Origin of the sequence: Cryobacterium sp. TMT4-31, assembly GCF_004403385.1 — a bacterium.
Lineage (GTDB): Bacteria > Actinomycetota > Actinomycetes > Actinomycetales > Microbacteriaceae > Cryobacterium > Cryobacterium zongtaii.
Map to the genome: position 1 here is coordinate 52,525 of NZ_SOGI01000061.1, position 21,603 is coordinate 74,127.

A 21,603-nucleotide genomic window follows, 5' to 3' on the forward strand; every position below is an offset into this window, starting at 1 on the left:
AGGACCGCGCGCATTTCCAGCCCCGACGAGCTAAACGACCCTGAACACCTTGCTGATCACGGGTTCATCATCCGTCAGCTGCCAGTCGGGCTCGCCGAGGTGCTTGCGGACGGCGGGAACCAGGGTCTCCCAGTAGTCGCGGTGCACGGTGCGCCAGTGCTCGAGCGTCGGCGCTTCGTGCTGCGCCTGCTCGAGGGTGACCTCACGAACCGTGGTCTCCACCACCTCGAGGATCTCGAGCACGGCGACGCGCGTGTTGGCGGAGTCGACCAGGGCGTAGAGCGAGCCCACGGTGGGCAGCGCCTCATCGGTCATCTCGTAGGCGACCCGCAGGTTGGAGGAGCCGGTCTTCGCCCCGGTCATGACCAGGGCCACCATCAGTTCGCGGAACTCGCTCGGTTCACCGAACACGAGCGGGGGAAGGGTGTCGATATCGGCGATCATGGTGGCTTTCTTACGCGGGCGCCCGCGTCTACGCGCGCGAGAGGGGAACACCAGCATAAGCGGCACTGACAGCTCAATGTCCCGGCGCGTCGCGCGAGCGGTGCGCCGGTGGCATGATGCGACTAACGCGCTCCGCCAGTTCCGGTGCCTGCGCGGCAACGATGGGAGAAAACCATGGCATCACGGAAGTGGAGCGAGATGACCGGGGGCCAGAAATCCGGCGTCATCGCCGGCGGTCTCGTGCAGCTGGTTCTGGCCGGACTCGCCTGGAGCGACCTGGCGCACCGGCCGGCAAAGAAGGTCAACGGACCCAAGGGTGTCTGGGCCGCCGTGATCTCGATCAACTACGCCGGCCCGATCGCCTACTTCATCGCCGGCCGCAAGGACTAGCCACCGAACGATCGTGACCCCGCGGTGTCGGTGATCGGTCAGTGGCGCATCCGAAAGCGCAGGTGGAGCACCCGGGTGCCCTGAATCACCACGTCCGGATCCTCCAACAGATGCTGTGCGTGCACCGACCCGAAGTAGCGCTTGCCGGACCCGAACACGACGGGGACGACGTCCATGCGCACCTCGTCGACCAGGCCCGCGGCGAGCACCTGGCCACCGACATCGCCGGCGGCGACCTCGACGATGCGGTCACCCGCGAGCTCCCGCGCCATGGCCACTGCCGCCTCCACCCCGTCGACGAAGTGAAACGGCGCCTCGGCATCCCAGCCCTCTGGCTTCGGCCGGTGCGTCACCACGACCACGTGGTCGACCCCGCCCGGAGGTATCCCGTCCCAGCCGTCCGTGATGTCGAAGACGTGACGGCCGACGATCGTCACCCCGATCTGGTCCCAGTAGGGCCGGATGTAGTCGTAGGACGTCTGCGACACCGTCACCGCGCCGCTCTCGTCCACTGGGACGTCACCGCCGGACAGCCAGTCGAACAGCGGTCCGGGTTGGTCGTTCTCGTCCGCGATGAAGCCGTCCACCGACACCGAGCTGTACATGACCACCGTGCTCACGGGGCTCTCCTTTGGTCGGGGGTGCGCCAGACGTCACACCCGGTCATCCTGCCGGTCAGTCCAGCACGTCGCCGAGGTCGTAGTCGATCGGCCGTTCCAGCTGGTCGAAGGTGCAGGACCGGGCGTCCCGGTCCGGGCGCCACCGCTCGAACTGCACGGTGTGCCGAAACCTCTCGCCCTCCATGTGGTCGTACCGCACCTCGAGCACCCGGCTGGGCTGCAACCGCACGAAGGAGGTGTCCTTGTTCGCCGAGAACCGGTTGCGCTCGGTCTCCCCGGTGACCACGGCGCCCTCCTCGTCTCGGAGCACCAGCGGTTCCAACTCGTCGATCAGCCGCAGCCGCCAGGCATCGCTGAACGCGGATGCGCCGCCGACGCTGTGCAGTTCACCGTCGTCGCCGTAGAGGCCGAGCAGCAGCGATCCCACACCGCTGCCGCTCACGTGCGTGCGGTAGCCCAACAGCACGACATCGGCCGAGCGGTGGTGTTTCACCTTGAACATCGACCGCTTGCCCGGCGCGTACACGGCCGCGAGCGGCTTGGCGACGATGCCGTCAAGGCCCGCGCCCTCGAACTCGATCAGCCACCTTCGGGCCAGGGCGACATCCCGCGTGGTTCGGGTGAGGTGGATGGGGTCGCCGAGGTCGCCGATCAGGTCTTCGAGGGCCGCCCGGCGGTCGACGAACGGGGTGTCGAGCAGGCTGTGACCATTGCGAGAGAGCAGGTCGAAGGCGACGAAGGTGGCCGGGGTCTCGTCGGCGAGCCGGCGCACCCGGCTGGCCGCCGGGTGGATGCGCTGCGACAGCTGCTCCCAGGAGAGGTGTTCGCTGCCCGGGTCCCCGGTGCGCAGCACGATCTCGCCGTCGAGGACGCAGGGCTCCGGCAGCAGGTCTTCGAACGCGTAGGTGAGTTCGGGGAAGTACCGGGTGAGCATCTTGGATCCGCGGCTGGCGATCGTGCTGCTGGTGCCGTCGAAGGTGACGATGCTGCGGAAGCCGTCCCACTTGGGCTCGTAGCTCAACCCGCCGGGCACACTGTCCGGTTCGGGAACCGTGTCGACGGCCCTGGCGAGCATGGGGGAGACGGCTGTTGCGACTGCCATGCCCGCAGTCTGGCCCGCTTCGGCCTGGCCGAACACCCCTTCGTGCACATATTCCCAGCCAGATGGGTGTCCATGCCCGTGGAGGCATCCAGGGTGAGGAAGATGGAACCATGACTGAGCGCCCGAGTACGACCAACTTCCGCCGCGCCCGCGACCAGCTCCTCGAGCTGCGGGCCGACCACCAGGGCGCCGCCGCCGCCTTCGTCTGGCCGGACGTGGGCGACAGCTTCAACTGGGCCACCGACTGGTTCGACGTGATCGCCACCGGCAACCACAAGACCGCCCTGTGGATCGTCGAGGAAGACGGCCGCGAACTGAAGGTCAGCTTCGACGCGATGGTCACCCGCTCCGACCAGGTCGCCACCTGGCTCGTGCAGCACGGCGTCACCCGGGGCGACCACGTCATGCTCATGCTCGGCAACCAGGTGGAGCTGTGGGAGACCATGCTCGCCATCCTGAAGGTCGGCGCGGTCATCCTGCCCACCTCCACGGTGCTCGGCAGCCACGACCTGGCCGACAGGGTGCTGCGCGCCGGCGTGCAGCACGTGATCGCCAACACCCAGGACACCGCCAAGTTCGCCGACGTGCCCGGGGAGTACTCACGTATCTGCGTCGGTGAGCCGGCAGCGGGCTGGACCGACTACGCCGAGTCGCACCGCGCCGAAGCCGACAAGGTCGACGTCGCGGTGTCCTCCACCGACCCGTCGCTGATCTACTTCACCTCCGGCACCACGAGCAAGCCCAAGATGGTGGTGCACAGCCAGACCTCGTACCCGGTCGGGCACCTCACCACGATGTACTGGCTGGGCCTCCGCCCCGATGACGTACACCTGGCCATCAGCTCACCGGGCTGGGGCAAACACGCCTGGAGCTGCTTCTTCTCGCCGTGGATCGCCGAGGCCACGGTGTTCATCTACAACTACTCGCGATTCAACCCCGCCGCGCTGGCCCACCAGCTGCACCGCGCCGCCGTCAGCACCTTCTGCGCGCCGCCGACGGTGTGGCGCATGCTGATCCAGGCGGATGTCGGCGCCAAGCCGGCGAGTCTGCGCGAGATCCTCTCGGCGGGTGAACCGCTCAACCCCGAGGTCATCAACCAGATTCAGCGCGCCTGGGGTCTGACCATCCGCGATGGCTACGGCCAGACCGAGACCACCGCGATCGTGGGCAACGTGCCCGGCTCGGTCCTCAAGGCCGGTTCGATGGGGCTGCCGCTGCCCGGTGTTGCCGTGGTGCTCGTCGACCCGGTCACCGGGGCACTCACCGAGGAGGGCGAGATCTGCCTGGACCTCAGCACGCCCGCGGCGAACCTGATGTCCGGCTACCACGGCGACACCCGGCGGAGCGCCGAGGTGCTGCGCGACGGGTACTTCCACACCGGCGACGTCGCCATCCGCGACGAGAACGGCTACCTCACCTTCATCGGTCGCACCGACGACATTTTCAAGTCCTCCGACTACAAGGTCTCGCCGTTCGAGGTGGAGAGCGTGCTGATCGAGCACCCTGCCGTGATGGAGGCCGCCGTCGTGCCCGCCCCCGACGACACCCGGCTGAACATCGCCAAGGCCTATGTGGCCCTTGCGGCGGGCTGGGCGCCGGATGCCGAGACGGCCCTGGCGGTGCTGCGGCACGCCCGCAACGGCCTGCCGCCGTACATGCGGGTGCGCCGGGTGGAGTTCTTCGAGCTGCCCAAGACCAACTCGGGCAAGATCCGCCGGGTGGAGCTGCGGGCGCGGGAGACCGAGGCCGCGGCAGCGAACGTGCGCCTGGCCGATGAGTGGCGCGACGACCAGTTCCCCGAGCTGAAAAAGCGGTCCTAGCGGGGAAACTCGCGGGAGGTCAGCCCGGGCTGTGGGCGGCGGCGTTGGCCTCCTGGGCGAGGCGCCGCACCGCACGCAGCGGAATCGGCAACCAAGTGGGCCGGTTGCGGATCTCGTAGATGCTCTCGTAGACGGCCTTGTCGAGTTCGAACGCGGCCAACAGGGCCTCCTGCCCGGCATGGGCGGTCCCGGCCTGGTAGTCGACGTCCCCGGCGTGGTAGCCCAGCAGGAAGGCCGCCCGGGCGGTCATCGCCCACTCGATCGCGGCGGGCGCTGCAGCGGGGTCCCGCATGGCGATGGTCGCGCCCACGTAGTCGAACGAGCGGAGCATGCCGGCCACATCGCGCAGCGGGATGTCCGGCAGCGAGCGTTCGGCGAGCGGGCGCAGAGGTTCGCCCTCGAAGTCGATCAACACCCAACCGCGCCCGGGCACATCAAGCACCTGGCCGAGGTGGTAGTCGCCGTGGATGCGCTGCAGCCGCGGCCACGGCGCCGCCTTCGCCCTGGCGAATACGGCCTCGATGGCCTCGCGGTGCGCGGCCAGCTCCGGTACCTCGCGGGCGGCCAGACGGTACCGTTCCCGCATGGTCAGGCACAACTGGTTGATCACATCCGGGGTGGACGCCACGGTGGGGAACACCCTGTCGAGGTCCCGGTGTACCGCGGCGGTCGCGACTCCGAGGGCGTGGGCGGGGATGCTGAAGTCGTCACCGGCCGCGGCAGCAGCCAGGGCGACCCGCCAGGCGTCGTCGACCCCGGGCAGGAACTCCTGAGCGAACACGAGGTGACCGCTGTGCCGGGCGGCAGAGAGCGGGTTCGTCCACTCGCCCGACACGGCTCCGATCGGCTCGGGAACAAACCTGGATCCGGCGCCGGCCAGGGCCGACTGCACCGAGACATCCGGGTTCGACCCGGCTGCGACCACCCTGAACACCTTGCAGATCACCGGGCGACCGGGCCGGCCGGTCTCGTCGGCGACGTCGAGGATGATCGAGGTGTTCGACTGTTCGCCGCTGATGACCCGGCTGGCCGTGACGCTGTACGGGGTCGAGTCAGCGGGCCCCACTCCCGCCCGCAGCAGCTCACCCCGCGCGGTGACACCGTCCGGGTCGTCGGACGATGGCGACGCGGCCGAGGTGATGAACCCGAGCAGCGCCGCGGCGTAGACGGGATCGTGCGGGGCGTCGTACACGTAGCGGGGGAGCCCGTCACGACCCACCGTCTGGGCGATGAGAGCCGACGACTCAGGCAACGGCGCCGTGCGCTCGGTCAGCGGCAGTTGGTAGAGCGTGGAGAACCTGCTGGCCGTGTCGAGCACCAGGTGGCAGGCGATGCGCACCCCCGCCTCGTCGGCCGGCAGCGCCCACTGGCCGATGCTGCGCAGCACCGGGCTGTGCGCCTTGCCGGCAAACCAGCGCTGCGCGCCCACCCAGCCGTCGATGGCCGGGGTGAGGTCGATGCCGGTGCCGGCGCTGGCGTGCTTCATGTGGTTCAGCGTAGCCGGACCCGCTACCGCCCAGACGCCGAACGAACCTTCGGAACGGCTGCGCTCAGCAGCGACACGACCACGGTGTCGTTTTTGGTGGCCTGTTGCCCGATCTCGGTGAAGCCCAGCCGGCCGTGAAAGGCCAGCGACTCGGGATTGGCCGGCCGTAGGTTGACCTCGCAGAACACCACATCGGCGGGCAGGGCACGCGCGGTGTCGAAGACCGCCGCGTAGAGCCTGGCGCCGAGGCCCCTGCCGCGATGGCCGGCCGTCACGACGATGCGGTCCACGTAGAGGAAGGTGCGGGCGCGGCCGGAGAAGAATCGGTAATTCTCACTGGCATAGTCGGCGCCGGCCGCGAACAGAATCGCGAAGCCGAGCACAGTGTCCGGCTCGGCATCCGCCACGACGACGATCGCGCTGTGGCTCGCAATGATCAGCGCCGCCAGGGCGTCGGCGTCGAGGTCGTTGACGGCGGGCACGGCGGCGCTGTTGAGCGCGAGCACCTGCGCGGAATCGGTGTCGAGGAAAGGACGCAGGGACACCTGAGGCAGCGTTGCGGTCATTCTCTGACGATAATCGATGTTTGCTCCGGTGTATCGCTGGGCACGGGGGCGGGGGCGCTACGCTGATCCCGACGTGAGGGGGAGCCGTGACGCAGGACCCGACGCTCGCGGCGCCCGCCGTCGAACCGTCGTCCGCCCCCACGCCCCATCCCAGAACGCGCCGCACCATCCTGACGACGCTGGCCGTGCTGCTCGCCGTGGCCGTGGGCGGTGGCGGATTCTGGGGTTGGGGCGCAGCCGCTCAGGACCGCTACGAGACGGCAACCTCTGCGCTCACCGCCCAAGTCGGCGAGGAGACCGACGCCAGGAACGCCTCCGACGCCAGGTCACGCAACCTGGTCTGGCTCGCCGAGCGAATCCGCGCTGTGGCCGCCACTCCCGCCTTCGCCGCCGACGCACTCCCCGAAGCCGACGCGCTTCGCGAGATCCTGGCCGAGCTCGAACCCGTCATCGAGGCATCCGACACCGCCGAAGCGATCAGACCCCCGGCAAACGACGAGCCCGTCAGCGACAACGACCACAGCCTGCCCTGGCAGGCCATGGCCGAGGCCGAGCGCATCGAGGGCCTGACCGGTCAATCACAGAGTGCCGAAGACCGGCTTCGCGCGTCGGCTCAGGCGGCGACGACCGGCCGGGACGACCTCGATGCGGCGGAGGCGGCATATTTCACCGCGGCGGCGACCCGGGCCGAGCAGACGATCGTCGACAACCGACTCTCGAATCGTTCGGTGCAGGTTCCGCTCATCCGGCTGATCGAATACGCGCGGGATCCCGCCATGTCGAGCGCCAGGGACGCCGTGTTCCTGACCTCGATGACGGATGCCGAGGCGCAGGTGCGTTCCTCGGAGGCCATCCACCAGGCCGAGGCCCACGATCCGGCCTGGGCGGTGCGGCGGGAGATCGAAGCGTACGCCCGCTCGCTCAGCAACGGCATCGCCCTGGAGTTCATCTGGGCACCCGAGGTATCCGGTCTCGGCGCGGACTGGCTCTCCGGCACCGCAGAGACCTACGATTCCGATGGCGGCTGGTCGATCATCAGCCTCAACTACACCATCGAGAATGTCTGGTACGAGGGCTCGGACGCCCACGCGGTCGTCGCCCACGAGGTGGGGCACACCCAGGTCTACCGGGAGAACTGCTGGCCGCTCTTCTCGGGCTCCGCCTTCAGCCAGGATCAGGAGGCCTGGGCCACGGCCTGGTCGATCAGCCAGGGCTTCGACGAACCTGGGTCGGGCATCGAGGCCTACGGCCGCCCCACCGACGAGCAGATCGCCGTCGCCGGTACGTGCCGCTGAGCCCGGCCCCGCAGGCCGCGGCACTCTAGCCGCATCCGCCGCAGAGCAGTAAGTTGCGGCTGGGGAGTGCGGCGCTGCACCAATGCCAGGAGGAATCATGCGTGGTCGCGAAGTGGTCTGGTTCAATTCCATCGGCCTGACGGACATCCCGCAGGTCGGCGGCAAGAACGCCTCCCTGGGAGAGATGGTGCGCTCGCTCTCGGCGCGCGGCGTGCGAGTACCCAACGGCTTCGCCACCACCGCGGATGCCTACCGCGCGTTCATCGAGGCCAACGGCCTGGAACCGGTGATCCGTGAGCAGCTGGACCGCTACCACTCCGGCGCTGCGTCACTCCGCGAAACCGGCCAGAACCTGCGCGAGGCCTTCCTGGCCGGCGAGTTCCCAGCGGCCATCGCTGAGGACATCCGGGTGTACTACCGCACCCTGTCCAAGGACGCCGAGGTGCCCAACCTGCCCGTCGCCGTGCGCAGCAGCGCCACCGCCGAGGACCTGCCCGACGCCAGCTTCGCGGGCCAGCAGGAGACCTTCCTGAACGTGAGCGGCGAACGCGACTTGCTCGACGCCTGCCGCCGCTGCTACGCGTCGCTGTTCACCGACCGGGCCATCAGCTACCGCGAGGTGAAGAAGTTCGACCATCTCGACGTGGCCCTGTCGATCGGGGTGCAGCGGATGGTGCGCAGCGACCTCGCCGGCTCCGGCGTGATGTTCTCCATCGACACCGACACCGGTTTTCCCGGCGCCGCCGTGATCAGCGCGGCGTGGGGCCTGGGCGAAACGGTGGTGCAGGGCGCCGTCGACCCCGACAAGTACCTGGTCTTCAAGACACTGCTGGACGAAGAAGACTACGAGCCCATCATCGAGAAGACCCTGGGCCGGAAGGACCGCAAGATGACCTACGCGGAGGGCGGCAGCGCACGCACCCGGGTCATCGACACCCCGGAGCGGGAACGCCGGGCGTTTGTGCTCAGCAACACCGAGATCGTGCAGCTCGGGAGGTGGGCGACCATCGTCGAAGACCACTACGGCCGGGCGATGGACATGGAATGGGCCAAGGACGGCCTCACGGGTGAGCTGTTCCTGGTGCAGGCTCGGCCGGAGACCGTGCACTCGCAGAAGAGCCTGACCCGGTTCTCGGTCAGCCGCCTCACCGAGACCGGACCGCTCCTGGTCTCCGGCGTGGCCATCGGCGACAGCATCGCGTCGGGTACGGCCTGCGTCATCCGGGACCCCGCCGACATCGAGAACTTCCGCGACGGCGCCATCCTTGTCACCGAGATGACCGACCCGGACTGGGTGCCGATCATGACCAGGGCGGCCGGCATCGTCACCGATCACGGCGGCCCCACCAGCCACGCCGCCATCGTCAGCCGCGAACTCGGCGTGCCCGCGGTGGTCGGCACCCGCAATGCCACCGAGGTACTCACCGAGGATTCGCCCATCACCATCTCCTGCGCCGAGGGCGACGAAGGAATTGTCTACGCCGGCATCCTGGCCTCTGAGACCGAACAGATCGACCTGGGCGCCGTGCCGATCACCCGCACCCAGGTGATGGTGAACATCGCCAGCCCGGCGGCGGCCTTCGAATGGTGGAGACTGCCCACCGCCGGTGTGGGGCTGGCGCGGATGGAATTCATCATCAACAACCTCATCAAGATCCACCCGATGGCGCTGGTGCATCCGGAGCGGGTCACCGACCCGGCCGTGCTCCGCCAGATCACCGAGCTCACCCGCGGTTACGCCGACCTGGGCGAGTACTTCGTGAACACCCTGGCTCTGGGTATCGCGAAGCTGGGAGCGCCGTACTACCCGCACCCGGTGATCGTGCGGCTGAGCGACTTCAAGTCGAACGAGTACGCGCACCTCATCGGCGGCGACGTCTTCGAGCAGGCGGAGGAGAACCCCATGCTGGGCTTCCGCGGCGCATCAAGGTACTACGACGCCAAGTACGCCGAGGGTTTCGCGCTGGAGTGCCGGGCGCTCAAGCGCGTGCGCGAGCGGATCGGCTTCAGCAATGTGATCGTGATGGTGCCGTTCTGCCGCACCACCACCGAAGCCGACAGGGTGCTCGCGGTGATGGCGGAGAACGACCTGGTGCGCGGCGAGAACGGGCTGCAGGTGTACATGATGTGCGAGATCCCGGCGAACGTCATTCTGGCCGAGCAGTTCGCCACCAGGTTCGACGGCTTCTCGATCGGCTCCAACGACCTCACCCAGCTGGTGCTCGGTGTCGACCGGGACTCCGGCGACCTGGCGGCGCTCTTCGATGAACGCAATGAGGCGGTGCTGCGGATGATCAGCGAGGCCATAGACAAGGCTCACGCGGCCGGCATCAAGATCGGTATCTGCGGGCAGGGACCGAGCAACTACCCCGATTTCGCCGAGTTCCTGGTGGGCGAGGGTATCGACTCGATCTCGCTCAACCCGGATTCATTCCTCAAGACCGTGCACCGCATCAAGGAGGCCGAGACGGCGGGGGCGGCCGGCGAATGGCCCCAACCCGCCAGGGTGACGAAGCCAGGCTGACGAGGCCAGGCGGCGAACCTAGTCCAGGTCCTCGTTGCCACGCAGATCCGCACCGTCGAGCACGGCACGTTCGTAGTCGGCCTCTGCGGCGTCGGCGACCTGCCGGGCCGCGATCACACGCTCGCTGATCCGGTGTTCGACGGCCTCGGCCATCGCCACCTCGTCCGGGGAGGCGTTGGCCAGTAGGTCCTCGAGAACGTCGGGATCGCGATGCATGGCCTCGATCGCGGACACCTCGGCACGAGCCACCGCCGCCCGGCTGCGCAGGAAGGTGATCCGCGCCTCCCACCGGCTGTCGGTCAGGCTCGGCTTGGGTCCTGGGTCCGGGTTTTCGCTGTTGTTGTCGCTCACGGCGCCTCCCTTGTCGGTGGGAGCCTAGCGCCGCAATCCGGCCTGCGGAATGGACCGTCAAACCGGACCGGACCCTCAGTCATAGGCACGCAGCAGCTGCCAGCGGCCGCCGCCGTCGTCGTGCTGGATGTCGAAGACGAGCGAGGTGCCGTCCTCGGCGGTGCCCTGGCAGCGCCAGGCGGCGACCGGTTTGGGCGGATGGGTGAGGAAGTACAGCAGCTCGTCGGGCAGCGACACCGACGCCGTCAACGGCGTGGGGGTGTCGGTCACCCTGAACCGGCGGGCACGCCAGACCAGGCGAACCGGAGAACCCTCCGGCGATACCCAGACCGCGACGGTTTCGTTAATCAGACTCATGGCACATCACCTCAACAGTTAGAACATATGTTCGAAGTTTACTCCTCGGGGTCTGACAATGCGAGATCGGGTTGCCTCCGGTGCGAATGACGCTTCGGGTGATCACCGACCCGGCAGGCCGACTCAACTGCGGCTCATAACCGCCGCATAGCCGACTCATAGGGGTGTCCGGCTAGATGGACAACGTTGCGTTACCGATTGTTCATTTGGAGGACACCATGCTGCAGGCCACGATCATCCTGATCGATCTGCTCTTCATCAGCCTGCTCACGTTCGGGCTGTATTTTCCGCGTCACCGGCGCCGGGACCTCGTTGTCGCGTACCTCGTGGTCAATGTCGGCGTGCTGGCCGTGGCCCAGGTGCTCGCGTCCAGCACCGTCGGCGTCGGCCTCGGCCTCGGCCTGTTCGGCGTGCTGTCGATCATCCGCCTGCGCTCGAGCGAGATCGAGCAGCACGAGGTGGCCTACTACTTCGCGGCGCTGGCCCTGGGCCTGCTCGCCGGCCTCAGCGCCGAACCGACGGTGCTCACCGTGGTGCTGATGACCCTGATCCTCGCCGTGGTCTACGTCGGCGACAACCCGCGCCTGTTCCGCAGCTACCGGCAGCAGAGCGTGGTGCTGGATGCCGCGTTCGCCGAGGAGTCCGCTCTCATCGCTCACCTCGAGGGGCTGCTCGGTGCCCGGGTGCACGGGGTGCACGTACGCAGTCTCGACCTCGTGAACGACACCACCCTCGTCGACGTGCGGTACCAGGTGGGTGCGGGGCGTGCCCCGACTGCCACGCCGGCTCCGGTTCTGCAGGAGACGAGCCGATGAGTGCCGTGCCGATGAGTGCCGTGCCGACCGGCGTGGTGCTGGACGTGCCGCTCGCGGGCCTGGGCACCATCGGCCTGGCCGAGCTCACCGACCGGGCCGGTCTGCTCACCCGCATCGACCGCAAGTACGTGGTGCCCCGCTCGGAGCTGGACGCGGTCCTGGTCGACCTGGACCCCGGTGTGCGGGTGCTCGACATCGACGGGGTGCGCTCCAGCGCCTACGAGTCGGTGTACTTCGACACCCCCGAGCTCACCAGCTTCCTGATGGCGGCGCATCCGCGCCGGCGCCGCTTCAAGATCCGCACCCGCACCTACGTCGACTCGGCCCAGAGCTACCTCGAGGTGAAGACCCGCGGCGGCCGGGGCGTGACGGTCAAGGACCGCCTGCCGTATCCGATCGGCGACAGGGCAACGCTCACCACCGAGGGGCGCCGGTACACCGACACCGTGCTCGACGAGGCCGACATCACCGGCGCCGAGGGGCAGGACCTCGTGCCGACCCTCACGACCAGGTATCGGCGGACGACCCTGTTCCTCCCGGAATCCAGCAGTCGCGCCACCATCGACACCGGACTGTCGTGGTCGACGGTTCGCCGGGGGAGCACCCCGCAGCTCCGGCTTGACCGGCCGGGGCTGTCGATAGTAGAGACCAAGTCCGGCTCCCGGGCATCCGCCGTTGACCGGATTCTCTGGGCCCACGGCCATCGCCCGGCCACCATCTCGAAGTACGGCACCGGCTTGGCCGCCCTCCGCAGTGACCTGCCCGACAACAAATGGGCGCCGGTGCTTCGCCGGTACTTCCGCTAGCCGGCCCCGCACTCCTTGATCCTGTTCGACCCCACCGATTGTGAGTACCCCATGAAGAAATCTCCCCAGACCCCCTCTCCCCGGACCGCCCACCGGGTGCTGCCGTTCCTCGTCACCGCGGCACTGCTGACCGGCTGTACGGCCGTCACCGCGACCACGGACTCGACGGGAACCACGTCCGCCGGCACCGCCGCGGTCGCGATCGACGAGTCCACCACGGCCGCCGAAGTGCTGGCCGCCAACCAGGCGACCCACGCCGACGCCGACGACGACGAGTGGGACGCCGCCGACGTGGTGCAGATCACCCTGGCCGGCGACAGCGTGTCGGCAGAAGGCGGCGTGTCGGCAGAAGGCGGCGCGTCGGCAGAAGGCGGTGCCGTGACCGTCGCCGGCAGCACGGTCACCATCACCGCGGCCGGCACCTACGAACTGAGCGGCACCCTGGAGGACGGTCAGATCGTCGTCGCCTCCTCGGGCGAGGGCACCGTGCGCCTGATCCTCAACGGCGTCGAGGTCAGCAACTCCACCGGGGCAGCACTCGTGGTGACCGAGGCCGACGAAGCGATCATCGTTCTCTCCGACGGGTCTGCCAATACCCTGGCCGACACCGACTCCTACGCCGAGGACACCGACGCGAACGCGGCGCTCTACAGCGCGGCCGATCTCACGATCACGGGCAGTGGGTCGCTCGAGGTGACCGGCAACGGCAGCGACGGCATCACGAGCACGGATGGCCTGATCATCAGCTCGGGCACCGTCACTGTGACGGCGGTGGACGACGGCATCCGGGGCAAGGACTATCTGGTGGTTGACGGTGGCACCGTCAGGGTGACCGCCGGCGGCGATGGCCTCAAGTCCGACAATGACGAGGACGACAGCCGCGGCTACCTCGCTCTCATCGGCGGCGCCGTCGAGGTGATCGCCGGCGGCGACGGCCTGCAGGCGTTCACCGATGTGGTGTTCGCCGGGGCCACCGTCACGGTCGAATCCGGCGGCGGCCACACCACCGCGGTGTCGGAGGACGCGTCGGCGAAGGGCGTCAAGTCTGGGGTGGTCACTGTCGTCGACGGCGGCACCCTCACCGTCGACGCGGCGGACGACGCGCTGCACTCGGACGGCACCGTGCGGATCGCCTCCGGAACGGTGAGACTCGCGGCCGGTGACGACGGTGTGCACGCAGACACGGCGCTGGACGTCATCGGCGGTGACACCACCATCACGACCTCGGATGAGGGCCTGGAGAGCACCGCCATCAGCATCGGCGGCGGCACGGTCTCGATCACCGCCAGCGACGACGGCATCAACGCGTCCAGCGGCACCGAGACCGGTGCTGGGACCGGCACCGAGGCACAGGGCGGCGGCGGTGGCGGTATGGACGCCGACGGCGGGGAGACCATCACCATCACCGGCGGCACCACCACGATCGACGCCGGCGGAGACGGGTTCGACTCCAACGGGTCCGCGACCATGAGCGACGGCATCCTCGTCGTGAACGGGCCGACCGACAACGGCAACGGGGCACTCGACGTGAACGGTAGCTTCACCGTCACCGGCGGCACCCTGCTGGCCGCGGGCAGTGCAGGAATGGCGGTGTCGCCGGAAGCCGGGTCAGAGCAGACCTTCGTGGCCATCGCCCTCGACTCGACGCCGGCTGCCGGCACCGTCGTGCAGCTCGTGGACAGCGCCGGCGACGTGGTGATGGCCTACGAGTCGGCCAAGGACTTCCAGTCCGTGGTGTTCTCCTCCGACGAACTGGTCGCGGGCGAGACCTACAGCGTCCACGTGGGAGGCACGGCGTCCGGCGAAATCGCCCCGGGCGTTTATGCCGACGGTGATTACGCGTCGGCGACGAACACGACCACCGTCACGGCCGGCGAGGCCGCGACGGGCACCATGGGCGGCGGCGCTGCCGGCGGACCTCGCTGACCGAGACTCTCACCGCAGTGCGACGGCCGGCCCCGACGGGCCGGCCGTTTCGCGGTGCGGAGCCTCCCACAGCAGGTAGAGCAGCCACAGGGCGGCCGGGGATGACGCGGACCCGTGGCGGCGCTACCATCGCGGCATGATTCGCATCCTGCTGCGCGCGCTGGTCTTTCTGCTTTCGGCGGCCCTGGGCCTGTGGGTGGCGTCGCTGGTGCTGCCCGACCTCACCGTCACCCCGAGCGGATTCGTGACCGCGGTGGTCGTCTTCGCGGTGACCCAGAGCGTGCTCTCGCCATTCTTGGCCAAGGTCGTCGCGCGGGGAGCGCCGGCGTTCCTGGGCGGCATCGGCCTGCTGTCGACGTTCGTCGCGCTGTGGATCGCCTCGCTGTTCCCGGGCGGCCTCACCATCGAGGGCTGGCAGACCTGGATCCTGGCCGCGCTGGTGGTCTGGCTGATCACGGCCGTGGCGACTCTCCTGCTTCCGCTGGTGTTCCTGCGTGAGGCGAAGGACAAGCGAGGCACGACCGCGCGCCCGACGCCCTGACAGCATCCTGAAGCCGGCGCTCACCGCTTACGCGCGGCGCAGTCCCACCGCGGTCAGCGCCAGGCAGCCGGCGCACGCGGCGGCTAGCAGCGAGAGCATGGTCGGGTAGTTCGCGAACTCGGTCAGGCTGGCGAAGGCCACCGGGAGCAGGAAGCCCAGGTAGGTGAGGCTGTAGTAGACGCCGGTGATGCCGGCCAGGTCGGTGGCGGTGGAGATCCGCTGGATCTCGACGAGGCCGGCGACGACCGTGATGCCGTAGGCCGCGCCCAGCACGATGCCCGTGATCAGCGCCAGTAGCGGGGAGAGGGTGACTGCTGTTCCCACGGCACTGAGGATGCCCGTGAGCATGAGGCCCATGCCTACCAGGAGAGCCCGGCCGTTGGTGATCGAGTTGAGCCTGGAGACCTGAGGCTGCACCAGGGCTCCGGTGCCCAGGGTGACCACGGTCAGGAGGGTGGCGAAGGCCAGGTTGAGCTCGCCGAGCTGCGACTCCACGAGCTTGGGCATCATGGCGTAGGCGATGCCGGCGGCGCCGAACACCCACGGCGCCGTCGGCAGCACCACCCGCAGGAAGCGGCGGTGGCCGGCCAACGGCACCTGCAGGTCGAGCCACAGCGACCCGTGTGCCCGGCTGTGCGGCACGGTCTCCGGGGTGCGCAGCAGGCGGGGCAGGATCAGCAGGCTCAGCACGATGTGCACGACGTAGGGGAGCAACGTCGGCATCGGGCCCCACTGTGCCAGGAGGCCGGACACCCCGGCGCCCAGGCCGAAGCCGACGGTCAGGGTGAGCGCGGGACGCCGGGCGCCGGCGGTCGGTCGGGCCACGAGGTCGAACGGGGCGCTCGAGAGTTCCTTGATCCACGCGGTGCCGACCGACATCGCCACGCCCACGCTCAGGCCGGCGAGGAACCGGCCCAGGCAGATGACGACCTCGCTGGAGAACCCGAGCCCCAGCAGGATGCTCGCGGTGATGCCGGCGAGGACCCCGGCGACCATGAGGGGCTTGCGTCCGTGGCGGTCGGAGAGAGCCCCGGCCAGCAGGAGACCGGGAACCAGGCCGACGACGTAGAAGCCGAGGAACAGATCGGCGGTCACCGTGGAGTAGTTGCCGAGGGTCTCGTACATGTGCAGGAGCGGGGTGAAGTGGTTTCCGCCCCAGGCCATGACGAACAGGGCGGGTGCGGCGAGGTGCCACGGGGGAGTAGAGCGGGGAGTGCGGCGGCTGGTCATGGTTCTTTCTGGTTGCTAGAGCATCCGGGGCAGGCGGTGCCCGGATTCCAGGTGGGCCCGCAGCGCCTGGTCGTAGGCGACGGTGTCGCCTGCCCGTAGGTGCTCGGCCAGGAGGCGGTGTTCCGCGATGAGCCTGTCGATGCTGTCGGGGTCACGGGCGGCCACCCTGTGCACCAGGCGTTCGAGCCGGGGGCCGAGGCGGGCGTAGATCCCGTCGATGACACTGTTGTGGGTCTCGTCGACGATCCGCGCGTGGAAGCGGTGATCGGCGCGGGCGTAGGCCAGGAGGTCGCCGGCGGCGGCGGCATCCGTTTGTGTCTGGATCAGGGCAGTCAACTCGGCCTCGACGGCGTCGATCTGGCTGGGGCGCTCGCCGAGGACCTGCACGGCCTTGGTCTCGAGCAGGATGCGCACCTGCAGGAGCTCGGCGGTCTCGGTGTCGTCGGCCGCGGTGACGATGGCGCCCTTCTTGGGGAAGAGCCGCAGCAGGCCAGCCGACTCCAGTGCGAGAAAGGCCTCCCGGACCGGGGTGCGGCTGAGTCCGAGGGAGGCAGCGACATCACCCTCGGTGATCAGGGCGCTCGCCGCGAGCTCGCCGGAGATGATCGCCTCGGCCACGTGGGTGTACGCGCGGTCCACGGCCGAGGAGCCGGCCGGGTGGGAGCGTGCCGATAACTGCATTCCTTCATCGTACCGAAAAACCGGGCTGATAAATGCATCAATAACCTCAACAGGGTTCGGCGGCGGTTCGGCTGCGGCCCGTTTGACGGCGTCCCGGCCGCCCGCAGTAGAGTTCAGGCACTGTGAGTCGACGATGCCTCGCCCCGAAATGAGCGGAAGAGCACCAGATGACCGACCGAACCATTGTGATCACCGGCGCCAGCGACGGCATCGGTGCGGCAGCCGCCCGAGCCTTGGCAGCGACCGGTGAGCGCATCGTGATTGTCGGGCGCTCGCCGCAGAAGACCGAGGCCATCGCCGCCGAGCTCGGTGCAGACCACTTCATCGCCGACTTCGGCCGGCTCGCCGAGGTGCGCACCCTGGCCGCCGAACTCCTGCAGCGCTATCCGCGCATCGACGTGCTCGCCAACAACGCCGGCGGCATCATGGGCAACCGCGAGATCACCGTCGACGGCCACGAGAAGACCTTCCAGGTGAACCACCTGGCGCCGTTCCTGCTGACCACCCTGTTGATGGATCGCCTGCTCTCCAGCCGGGCGTCGGTGATCAACACGTCGAGCACCGCCAACCGGTTCGGTCGAATCGACCTCGACGACCTCGAGAACGACCGCAAGTACTCGCCCAACAACGCTTACGGCGATGCGAAGCTCGCCAACATCCTCTTCACCCGCGAACTGCACCGGCGCTACAATTCGCGCGGCCTGGTCACGGCGGCGTTCCACCCGGGTGTGGTCGCCACGAGCTTCTCCACCGACTCCACAAGCATCATGCGGCTGGTCTACCAGACCGCACTCAAGCGCATGCTCATCACGCCGGAGAAGGGCGCGGACACCCTGGTCTGGCTGGCGAGCACGGCCGCCGGCGTCGACTGGCAGTCGGGCGAGTACTACGAGAAGCGCAAGGTGCACTCCACGAACCATCAGGCGACGGATGCCGGCCTCGCGACGGCGCTCTGGGAACGCAGCATCGACATGGTCGCCACCGACCTGCTTCCACAGGGCAGCTGAGCCCGACCGATACCTGTTCGGCCTAGACGATCTTGGTCAGGGCCGTGAACGACATGGTCGAGGATTGCCCGTTCTGGCAGGTCTGGTAGAGCAGGTCGTAGCCCCGCGGGATGTCAGCGGTGCTGTCCCGGTCGGCGTTGAGCATGACCACGATGCCGTCCACCCGGTAGGTTCCGGCGTGCACCCCGGTGAGGGTGATCACGGTGCCGGCGTCGTCCGGAAAGTCCTTGCCGCCGCACGACCAGTGCTCGGCGATGGTGGGAACGTCCTGGTAGTGCGCGGTCACGTCCACGGAGCCGATGCACTGGTCGAGCTCCGGCGTCCAGCCCGTGGCGTGCACATTGTTGGTGTACCTCTCGCGCAGGATCCGCTCTTGCTCGGCCTGCCACTCGGCCATGGCGGCGTTGACGGCCGCCATCGGCACGGCGAGGTCCTCGGCGACGCCGTCGACGCCGTTTGCGGCACCGAAGTCGAACGCGGAGAGGGTGCGGGCGTCATCGCGCACCCCGACGCCCATCTCGAAGAGGGTGGTCGAGGCGGCCGACGACGCAGCGGTGCTCTCCGCTGTCGTGAGCTTCTGGGCGGCCGCGCTCAGGCGCGTGGTCGCGGTATCGATGGCGTCAGCCAGCTCGAGTCTGGGTTGCTCGGTGAAGACCTTGCCCTCGCTCGCGGCCAGGGTGGCGATGGCATCGTCGAGCGCGGTCTCGCCATCGGTGACGGTTCGCACGGCCGCGGCCTGATCGCTCTGGAAGGCGGCAGCGGCGGCATCGTATTCGCTCTGGGCCGTCGCCAGGGAAACCGCCCGTACGACCAGGACGACAGCCACAACCAGTACGAGGGTGATCGCGGCCACGATCATCCGGGCGCGGTGGCCCGTCGCCCAGCGCGCCGGTGGCAGGCGTGGGCGAGACGTGTGTCGAACATCCCCTGAAATCCGTGCCACCCCCCGCTGCGTAGACGTGCCGGTCATGTCGCCGGACCGTGACTTGAAATACTACAGACCCGGTGTTATGACCGGACCGATGATTCACATCGGTACCTCGGGCTGGAGCTACGACCACTGGGAGAACGTGCTCTATCCCATCGGCCTGCCCGCAGCGAAGCGGTTGGCGTACTACGTGGCGGCCTTCGACACTGTCGAACTCAATGCGAGCTTCTACCGGTGGCCCCGCGCGACGGTGTTCGCGGGCTGGCACCGACGGTTGCCCCCGGGCTTTCAGATGTCGGTGAAGGCTCCCCGGGGCCTGACCCACGCGAAAAAGCTCTATGCGCCGGAGCTCTGGGCAGAGCGGATCGGCGCGGGCTGGCACGAGCTGGGCGACCGGCGCGGCGTTCTCCTGGTGCAACTGGGCCCAGGCCAGACCCGCGACGACGCACGCCTGGACTACTTCCTCGGCTCCCTTCCGTGCTGGATCCCGGTGGCGGTGGAGTTCCGGCACGAGAGCTGGCTCGACGACGAGGTCTTCGCCCTGCTGGAGCGGCACGGAGCCGCCTACTGCGTGATGAGCGGGGCGGGGCTGCCCTGTGTGCTGCGCGCGACCGCGCCCTTCGTCTATCTCCGGCTGCACGGCCCTGCGCATGACTCCCTCTACGCGGGGTCGTATTCCGATGCCGACTTGCGGTGGTGGGCAGGCCGCATTCGCGAGTGGTCGGCCCAGGGCCGGGAGGTGTTCGCCTACTTCAACAACGATGGCGACGGCAACGCGGTGCGGAATGCCTGGGCGCTGCGCGCGGAACTCGGGGTGTGACGGAACACGGTTCCCCGGGTCACAATGCCCGCACAAGGCCCCTAGCGCCCGCGGCGAGGGTGAGATATGCAAAGCGGTATGGACGCCCAGAATTACCGGGCCGGCCTTGCCAAAGCGCGGGTCACGGTGAAATCACCTGCATAGAATTGTGGCCCCGGGCGCGGTCTGACGAGTGAGCGCGTCGATGAGGCACCGGTCGACGGTGCGATTCCAGCAGAGGTATTCATGACCGAGACCCACGTCGCGTCCACAGTTGTCACCGAGCTCTCCGCCGTGCTCTCCGCCGCGCAGATCGTGACGGGTCCCAGCACCGAGAGCAACCGTCGGGACCAGTCCGAAGGAACCTTCAGCGGTGAGCCGCTGGCCGTGGTCTTTCCGGCCAGCACCGAAGAGGTCGCCGCGGTCGTCACCATCGCAGCCGCCCACCGCATCCCGATCGTGCCGCAGGGAGCTCGCACCGGGCTGGCCGGCGGGGCGAACGCCATCGACGGCGCCATCGTGCTGAGCACCACCCGGCTCAAGAAGATCCTGGCCGTCGATGCCGCAAACCAGACCGCCACGGTGCAGGCCGGCGTGCGCACCATCGCGCTGGCCCGCGCGGCCGAGGCCGTTGACCTGTTCTACCCGCCGGATCCCGGCTCGTGGCGAGCCTCGACCATCGGCGGCAACGTGGCCACCAACGCCGGCGGGATGCTCTGTGTCAAGTACGGCGTCACCGGCAACTTCGTGCGCCAACTCACGGTGGTGCTCGCCGACGGGTCGATCGTGCGCACCGGGCAGCGCACCATCAAGGGCGTCGCCGGTTACAACCTCACCGCGTTGCTGGTGGGCTCAGAAGGAACCCTGGGCATCATCACCGAGATCACCGTGGGCCTGCTGCCCAAACCCGGGAGCCCCTCCGGCGTGGCGGCGACCTTCGCCAACACCGCGGATGCGCTGGCGGCCGCCAATACGATCGTTGCCGGGGACCGCCGGCCGAGCGTTGTCGAATTCCTCGACGGTGCCTGCATCGCCGCGATCAACGCGTTCGATCCGGCCTCCACTCTGCCGGCCGGGGCCGGCGCGCTGCTGCTTGTGCAGTCGGACCAGATCGGCCAGGCCCACGACGACGTCGAGGTCTACGCCGAGGTGCTGCGAACCGCCGGAGCCGGCGTGGTCACCATCGCACACGATGCCGAGTCGCTCGAGCGGCTGATGAGCGCGCGGCGTCTGTTGCACCCGGCCGTGCAGGCCGTGCGTGGCGGCTGCCTGAACGAGGACATCACGGTGCCACGCTCCCAGCTCGGCGCCCTGCTGCAGGGTCTGGCCGAGATCTCCCGGGAACTCGACGTGCCCATCAGCACCGGCGGCCACGTGGGCGACGGCAACCTGCACCCGGTGATCGGCTACGACCCCGAGGTGCCCGGTGAGATCGACAAGGCGCACGCGGCGTTCGCCAGGGTGATCGACCTGGCGATCTCGCTCGACGGGTCGGCGTCGGGGGAGCACGGAATTGGTGTGCTCAAGCGGGCACACCTCGATGACGAGCTCGGCCCGGTGCTGCGCGACCTGCAGTTGCGGGTGAAGGCGGCCTTCGACCCGCACTCGATCCTCAACCCCGGCAAGAAGCTCTAGGGCGTCGGCCCGCGCGCGAGGTCCGAGCGCTGGTCGGGCGCGGGAGTGTTCTATCCCCGCTTGTCGTGCCTATCGATTTCGTGGTGGCCATGCCGAATTCGAACCCGCAACCCGTCCTCGACAACGTGCCCGTCCCGTCGGTCGAGCCTGTCGAGACCCCCCGAGCCATCCTGTGCAGTGCGGAAATGTTTTCGATATCCGTTCCGGACTTGCTGGCATTTCCTCGCATATAGGTGCGATTCGTTAGAGAATGGGGGTATGGACGACGAGCTGGATAGTG

Annotated in this window: 21 protein-coding genes; 11 read left to right on the top strand and 10 right to left on the bottom strand. The window is 68.7% G+C overall.

The annotated features are described in order from the left end of the window. Positions 1 to 30 precede the first annotated feature (30 nt). Entirely contained in the window at positions 31 to 444 is a 414-nt protein-coding gene (locus E3T19_RS14235; RefSeq protein ID WP_165787912.1) for an ASCH domain-containing protein, read from the bottom strand. Positions 445 to 618: 174 nt separating this feature from the next. Between E3T19_RS14235 and E3T19_RS14240 the strand changes: the two genes are divergently transcribed. Beyond that, the gene (locus E3T19_RS14240; protein WP_088455915.1) at positions 619 to 834 is read left to right on the top strand and encodes a PLDc N-terminal domain-containing protein; all 216 of its coding nucleotides are present in this window, start codon (positions 619 to 621) and stop codon (positions 832 to 834) included. 38 nt (positions 835 to 872) lie between these two features. Here E3T19_RS14240 and E3T19_RS14245 read toward each other — a convergent pair whose 3' ends face one another. Then, positions 873 to 1,454, bottom strand: coding sequence for a dihydrofolate reductase family protein (locus E3T19_RS14245; protein ID WP_134409143.1), 582 nt, complete (start codon positions 1,452 to 1,454; stop codon positions 873 to 875). Between the two features lie 55 nt (positions 1,455 to 1,509). Continuing rightward, positions 1,510 to 2,556, bottom strand: a complete 1,047-nt coding sequence (locus E3T19_RS14250) for an ATP-dependent DNA ligase (RefSeq protein WP_088457950.1) — start codon at positions 2,554 to 2,556, stop codon at positions 1,510 to 1,512. 110 nt (positions 2,557 to 2,666) lie between these two features. Here E3T19_RS14250 and E3T19_RS14255 point away from each other — a divergent pair, with 110 nt between their 5' ends. Further along, entirely contained in the window at positions 2,667 to 4,376 is a 1,710-nt protein-coding gene (locus tag E3T19_RS14255) for an AMP-binding protein (protein ID WP_088455917.1), read from the top strand. Between the two features lie 19 nt (positions 4,377 to 4,395). Here the strand turns inward: E3T19_RS14255 and E3T19_RS14260 are convergent, their stop codons facing one another. Together E3T19_RS14260 and E3T19_RS14265 are read right to left on the bottom strand one after the other, a co-directional pair. Further along, complete coding sequence (locus tag E3T19_RS14260) at positions 4,396 to 5,862, bottom strand: phosphotransferase (protein WP_134409144.1); 1,467 nt, start codon at positions 5,860 to 5,862, stop codon at positions 4,396 to 4,398. A gap of 23 nt (positions 5,863 to 5,885) precedes the next feature. Next, the gene (locus tag E3T19_RS14265) at positions 5,886 to 6,428 is read right to left on the bottom strand and encodes a GNAT family N-acetyltransferase (protein ID WP_088455919.1); all 543 of its coding nucleotides are present in this window, start codon (positions 6,426 to 6,428) and stop codon (positions 5,886 to 5,888) included. 86 nt (positions 6,429 to 6,514) lie between these two features. Between E3T19_RS14265 and E3T19_RS14270 the strand changes: the two genes are divergently transcribed. After that, a complete protein-coding gene (locus tag E3T19_RS14270; protein WP_134409145.1) occupies positions 6,515 to 7,723 on the top strand; it encodes a hypothetical protein in 1,209 nt (402 codons plus the stop codon). Positions 7,724 to 7,820: 97 nt separating this feature from the next. Continuing rightward, positions 7,821 to 10,247 (top strand): phosphoenolpyruvate synthase, encoded by a 2,427-nt coding sequence (gene ppsA, locus E3T19_RS14275; protein WP_134409146.1) that lies wholly within the window; start codon positions 7,821 to 7,823, stop codon positions 10,245 to 10,247. Positions 10,248 to 10,265: 18 nt separating this feature from the next. Here the strand turns inward: ppsA and E3T19_RS14280 are convergent, their stop codons facing one another. Both E3T19_RS14280 and E3T19_RS14285 read right to left on the bottom strand, forming a co-directional pair. Beyond that, positions 10,266 to 10,598: a hypothetical protein gene (locus E3T19_RS14280; protein WP_088455922.1), complete on the bottom strand. Its 333-nt coding sequence runs from the start codon at positions 10,596 to 10,598 to the stop codon at positions 10,266 to 10,268. A gap of 75 nt (positions 10,599 to 10,673) precedes the next feature. Further along, positions 10,674 to 10,955: a hypothetical protein gene (locus E3T19_RS14285; RefSeq protein WP_088455923.1), complete on the bottom strand. Its 282-nt coding sequence runs from the start codon at positions 10,953 to 10,955 to the stop codon at positions 10,674 to 10,676. 218 nt (positions 10,956 to 11,173) lie between these two features. Here E3T19_RS14285 and E3T19_RS14290 point away from each other — a divergent pair, with 218 nt between their 5' ends. The 4 genes from E3T19_RS14290 (at position 11,174) to E3T19_RS14305 (ending at position 15,043) form a co-directional block, all read left to right on the top strand. After that, positions 11,174 to 11,770: a DUF4956 domain-containing protein gene (locus E3T19_RS14290; protein WP_088457951.1), complete on the top strand. Its 597-nt coding sequence runs from the start codon at positions 11,174 to 11,176 to the stop codon at positions 11,768 to 11,770. Further along, positions 11,767 to 12,576, top strand: coding sequence for a VTC domain-containing protein (locus E3T19_RS14295; RefSeq protein WP_241980247.1), 810 nt, complete (start codon positions 11,767 to 11,769; stop codon positions 12,574 to 12,576). Before E3T19_RS14290 ends, E3T19_RS14295 begins: the two co-directional genes overlap by 4 nt. Before the next feature lie 51 nt (positions 12,577 to 12,627). Then, positions 12,628 to 14,502, top strand: coding sequence for a carbohydrate-binding domain-containing protein (locus E3T19_RS14300; protein WP_134409147.1), 1,875 nt, complete (start codon positions 12,628 to 12,630; stop codon positions 14,500 to 14,502). Between the two features lie 136 nt (positions 14,503 to 14,638). Then, positions 14,639 to 15,043: a phage holin family protein gene (locus E3T19_RS14305; RefSeq protein WP_088455925.1), complete on the top strand. Its 405-nt coding sequence runs from the start codon at positions 14,639 to 14,641 to the stop codon at positions 15,041 to 15,043. A gap of 27 nt (positions 15,044 to 15,070) precedes the next feature. Here E3T19_RS14305 and E3T19_RS14310 read toward each other — a convergent pair whose 3' ends face one another. Both E3T19_RS14310 and E3T19_RS14315 read right to left on the bottom strand, forming a co-directional pair. Beyond that, a complete protein-coding gene (locus E3T19_RS14310) occupies positions 15,071 to 16,273 on the bottom strand; it encodes an MFS transporter (protein WP_088455926.1) in 1,203 nt (400 codons plus the stop codon). A 15-nt stretch (positions 16,274 to 16,288) separates the two neighbouring features. Next, entirely contained in the window at positions 16,289 to 16,954 is a 666-nt protein-coding gene (locus E3T19_RS14315) for a GntR family transcriptional regulator (protein WP_103460985.1), read from the bottom strand. A 167-nt stretch (positions 16,955 to 17,121) separates the two neighbouring features. Here E3T19_RS14315 and E3T19_RS14320 point away from each other — a divergent pair, with 167 nt between their 5' ends. Then, positions 17,122 to 17,961, top strand: a complete 840-nt coding sequence (locus E3T19_RS14320) for an SDR family NAD(P)-dependent oxidoreductase (protein ID WP_088455928.1) — start codon at positions 17,122 to 17,124, stop codon at positions 17,959 to 17,961. Between the two features lie 22 nt (positions 17,962 to 17,983). Here E3T19_RS14320 and E3T19_RS14325 read toward each other — a convergent pair whose 3' ends face one another. Further along, positions 17,984 to 18,820, bottom strand: a complete 837-nt coding sequence (locus E3T19_RS14325; protein ID WP_134409148.1) for a hypothetical protein — start codon at positions 18,818 to 18,820, stop codon at positions 17,984 to 17,986. A gap of 163 nt (positions 18,821 to 18,983) precedes the next feature. On the opposite strand from E3T19_RS14325, the gene E3T19_RS14330 reads away from it, so the two are divergent. After that, the gene (locus E3T19_RS14330) at positions 18,984 to 19,709 is read left to right on the top strand and encodes a DUF72 domain-containing protein (RefSeq protein WP_088457953.1); all 726 of its coding nucleotides are present in this window, start codon (positions 18,984 to 18,986) and stop codon (positions 19,707 to 19,709) included. 225 nt (positions 19,710 to 19,934) lie between these two features. Next, positions 19,935 to 21,323, top strand: coding sequence for an FAD-binding oxidoreductase (locus tag E3T19_RS14335; RefSeq protein WP_088455930.1), 1,389 nt, complete (start codon positions 19,935 to 19,937; stop codon positions 21,321 to 21,323). The last annotated feature ends 280 nt before the right edge of the window (positions 21,324 to 21,603 follow it).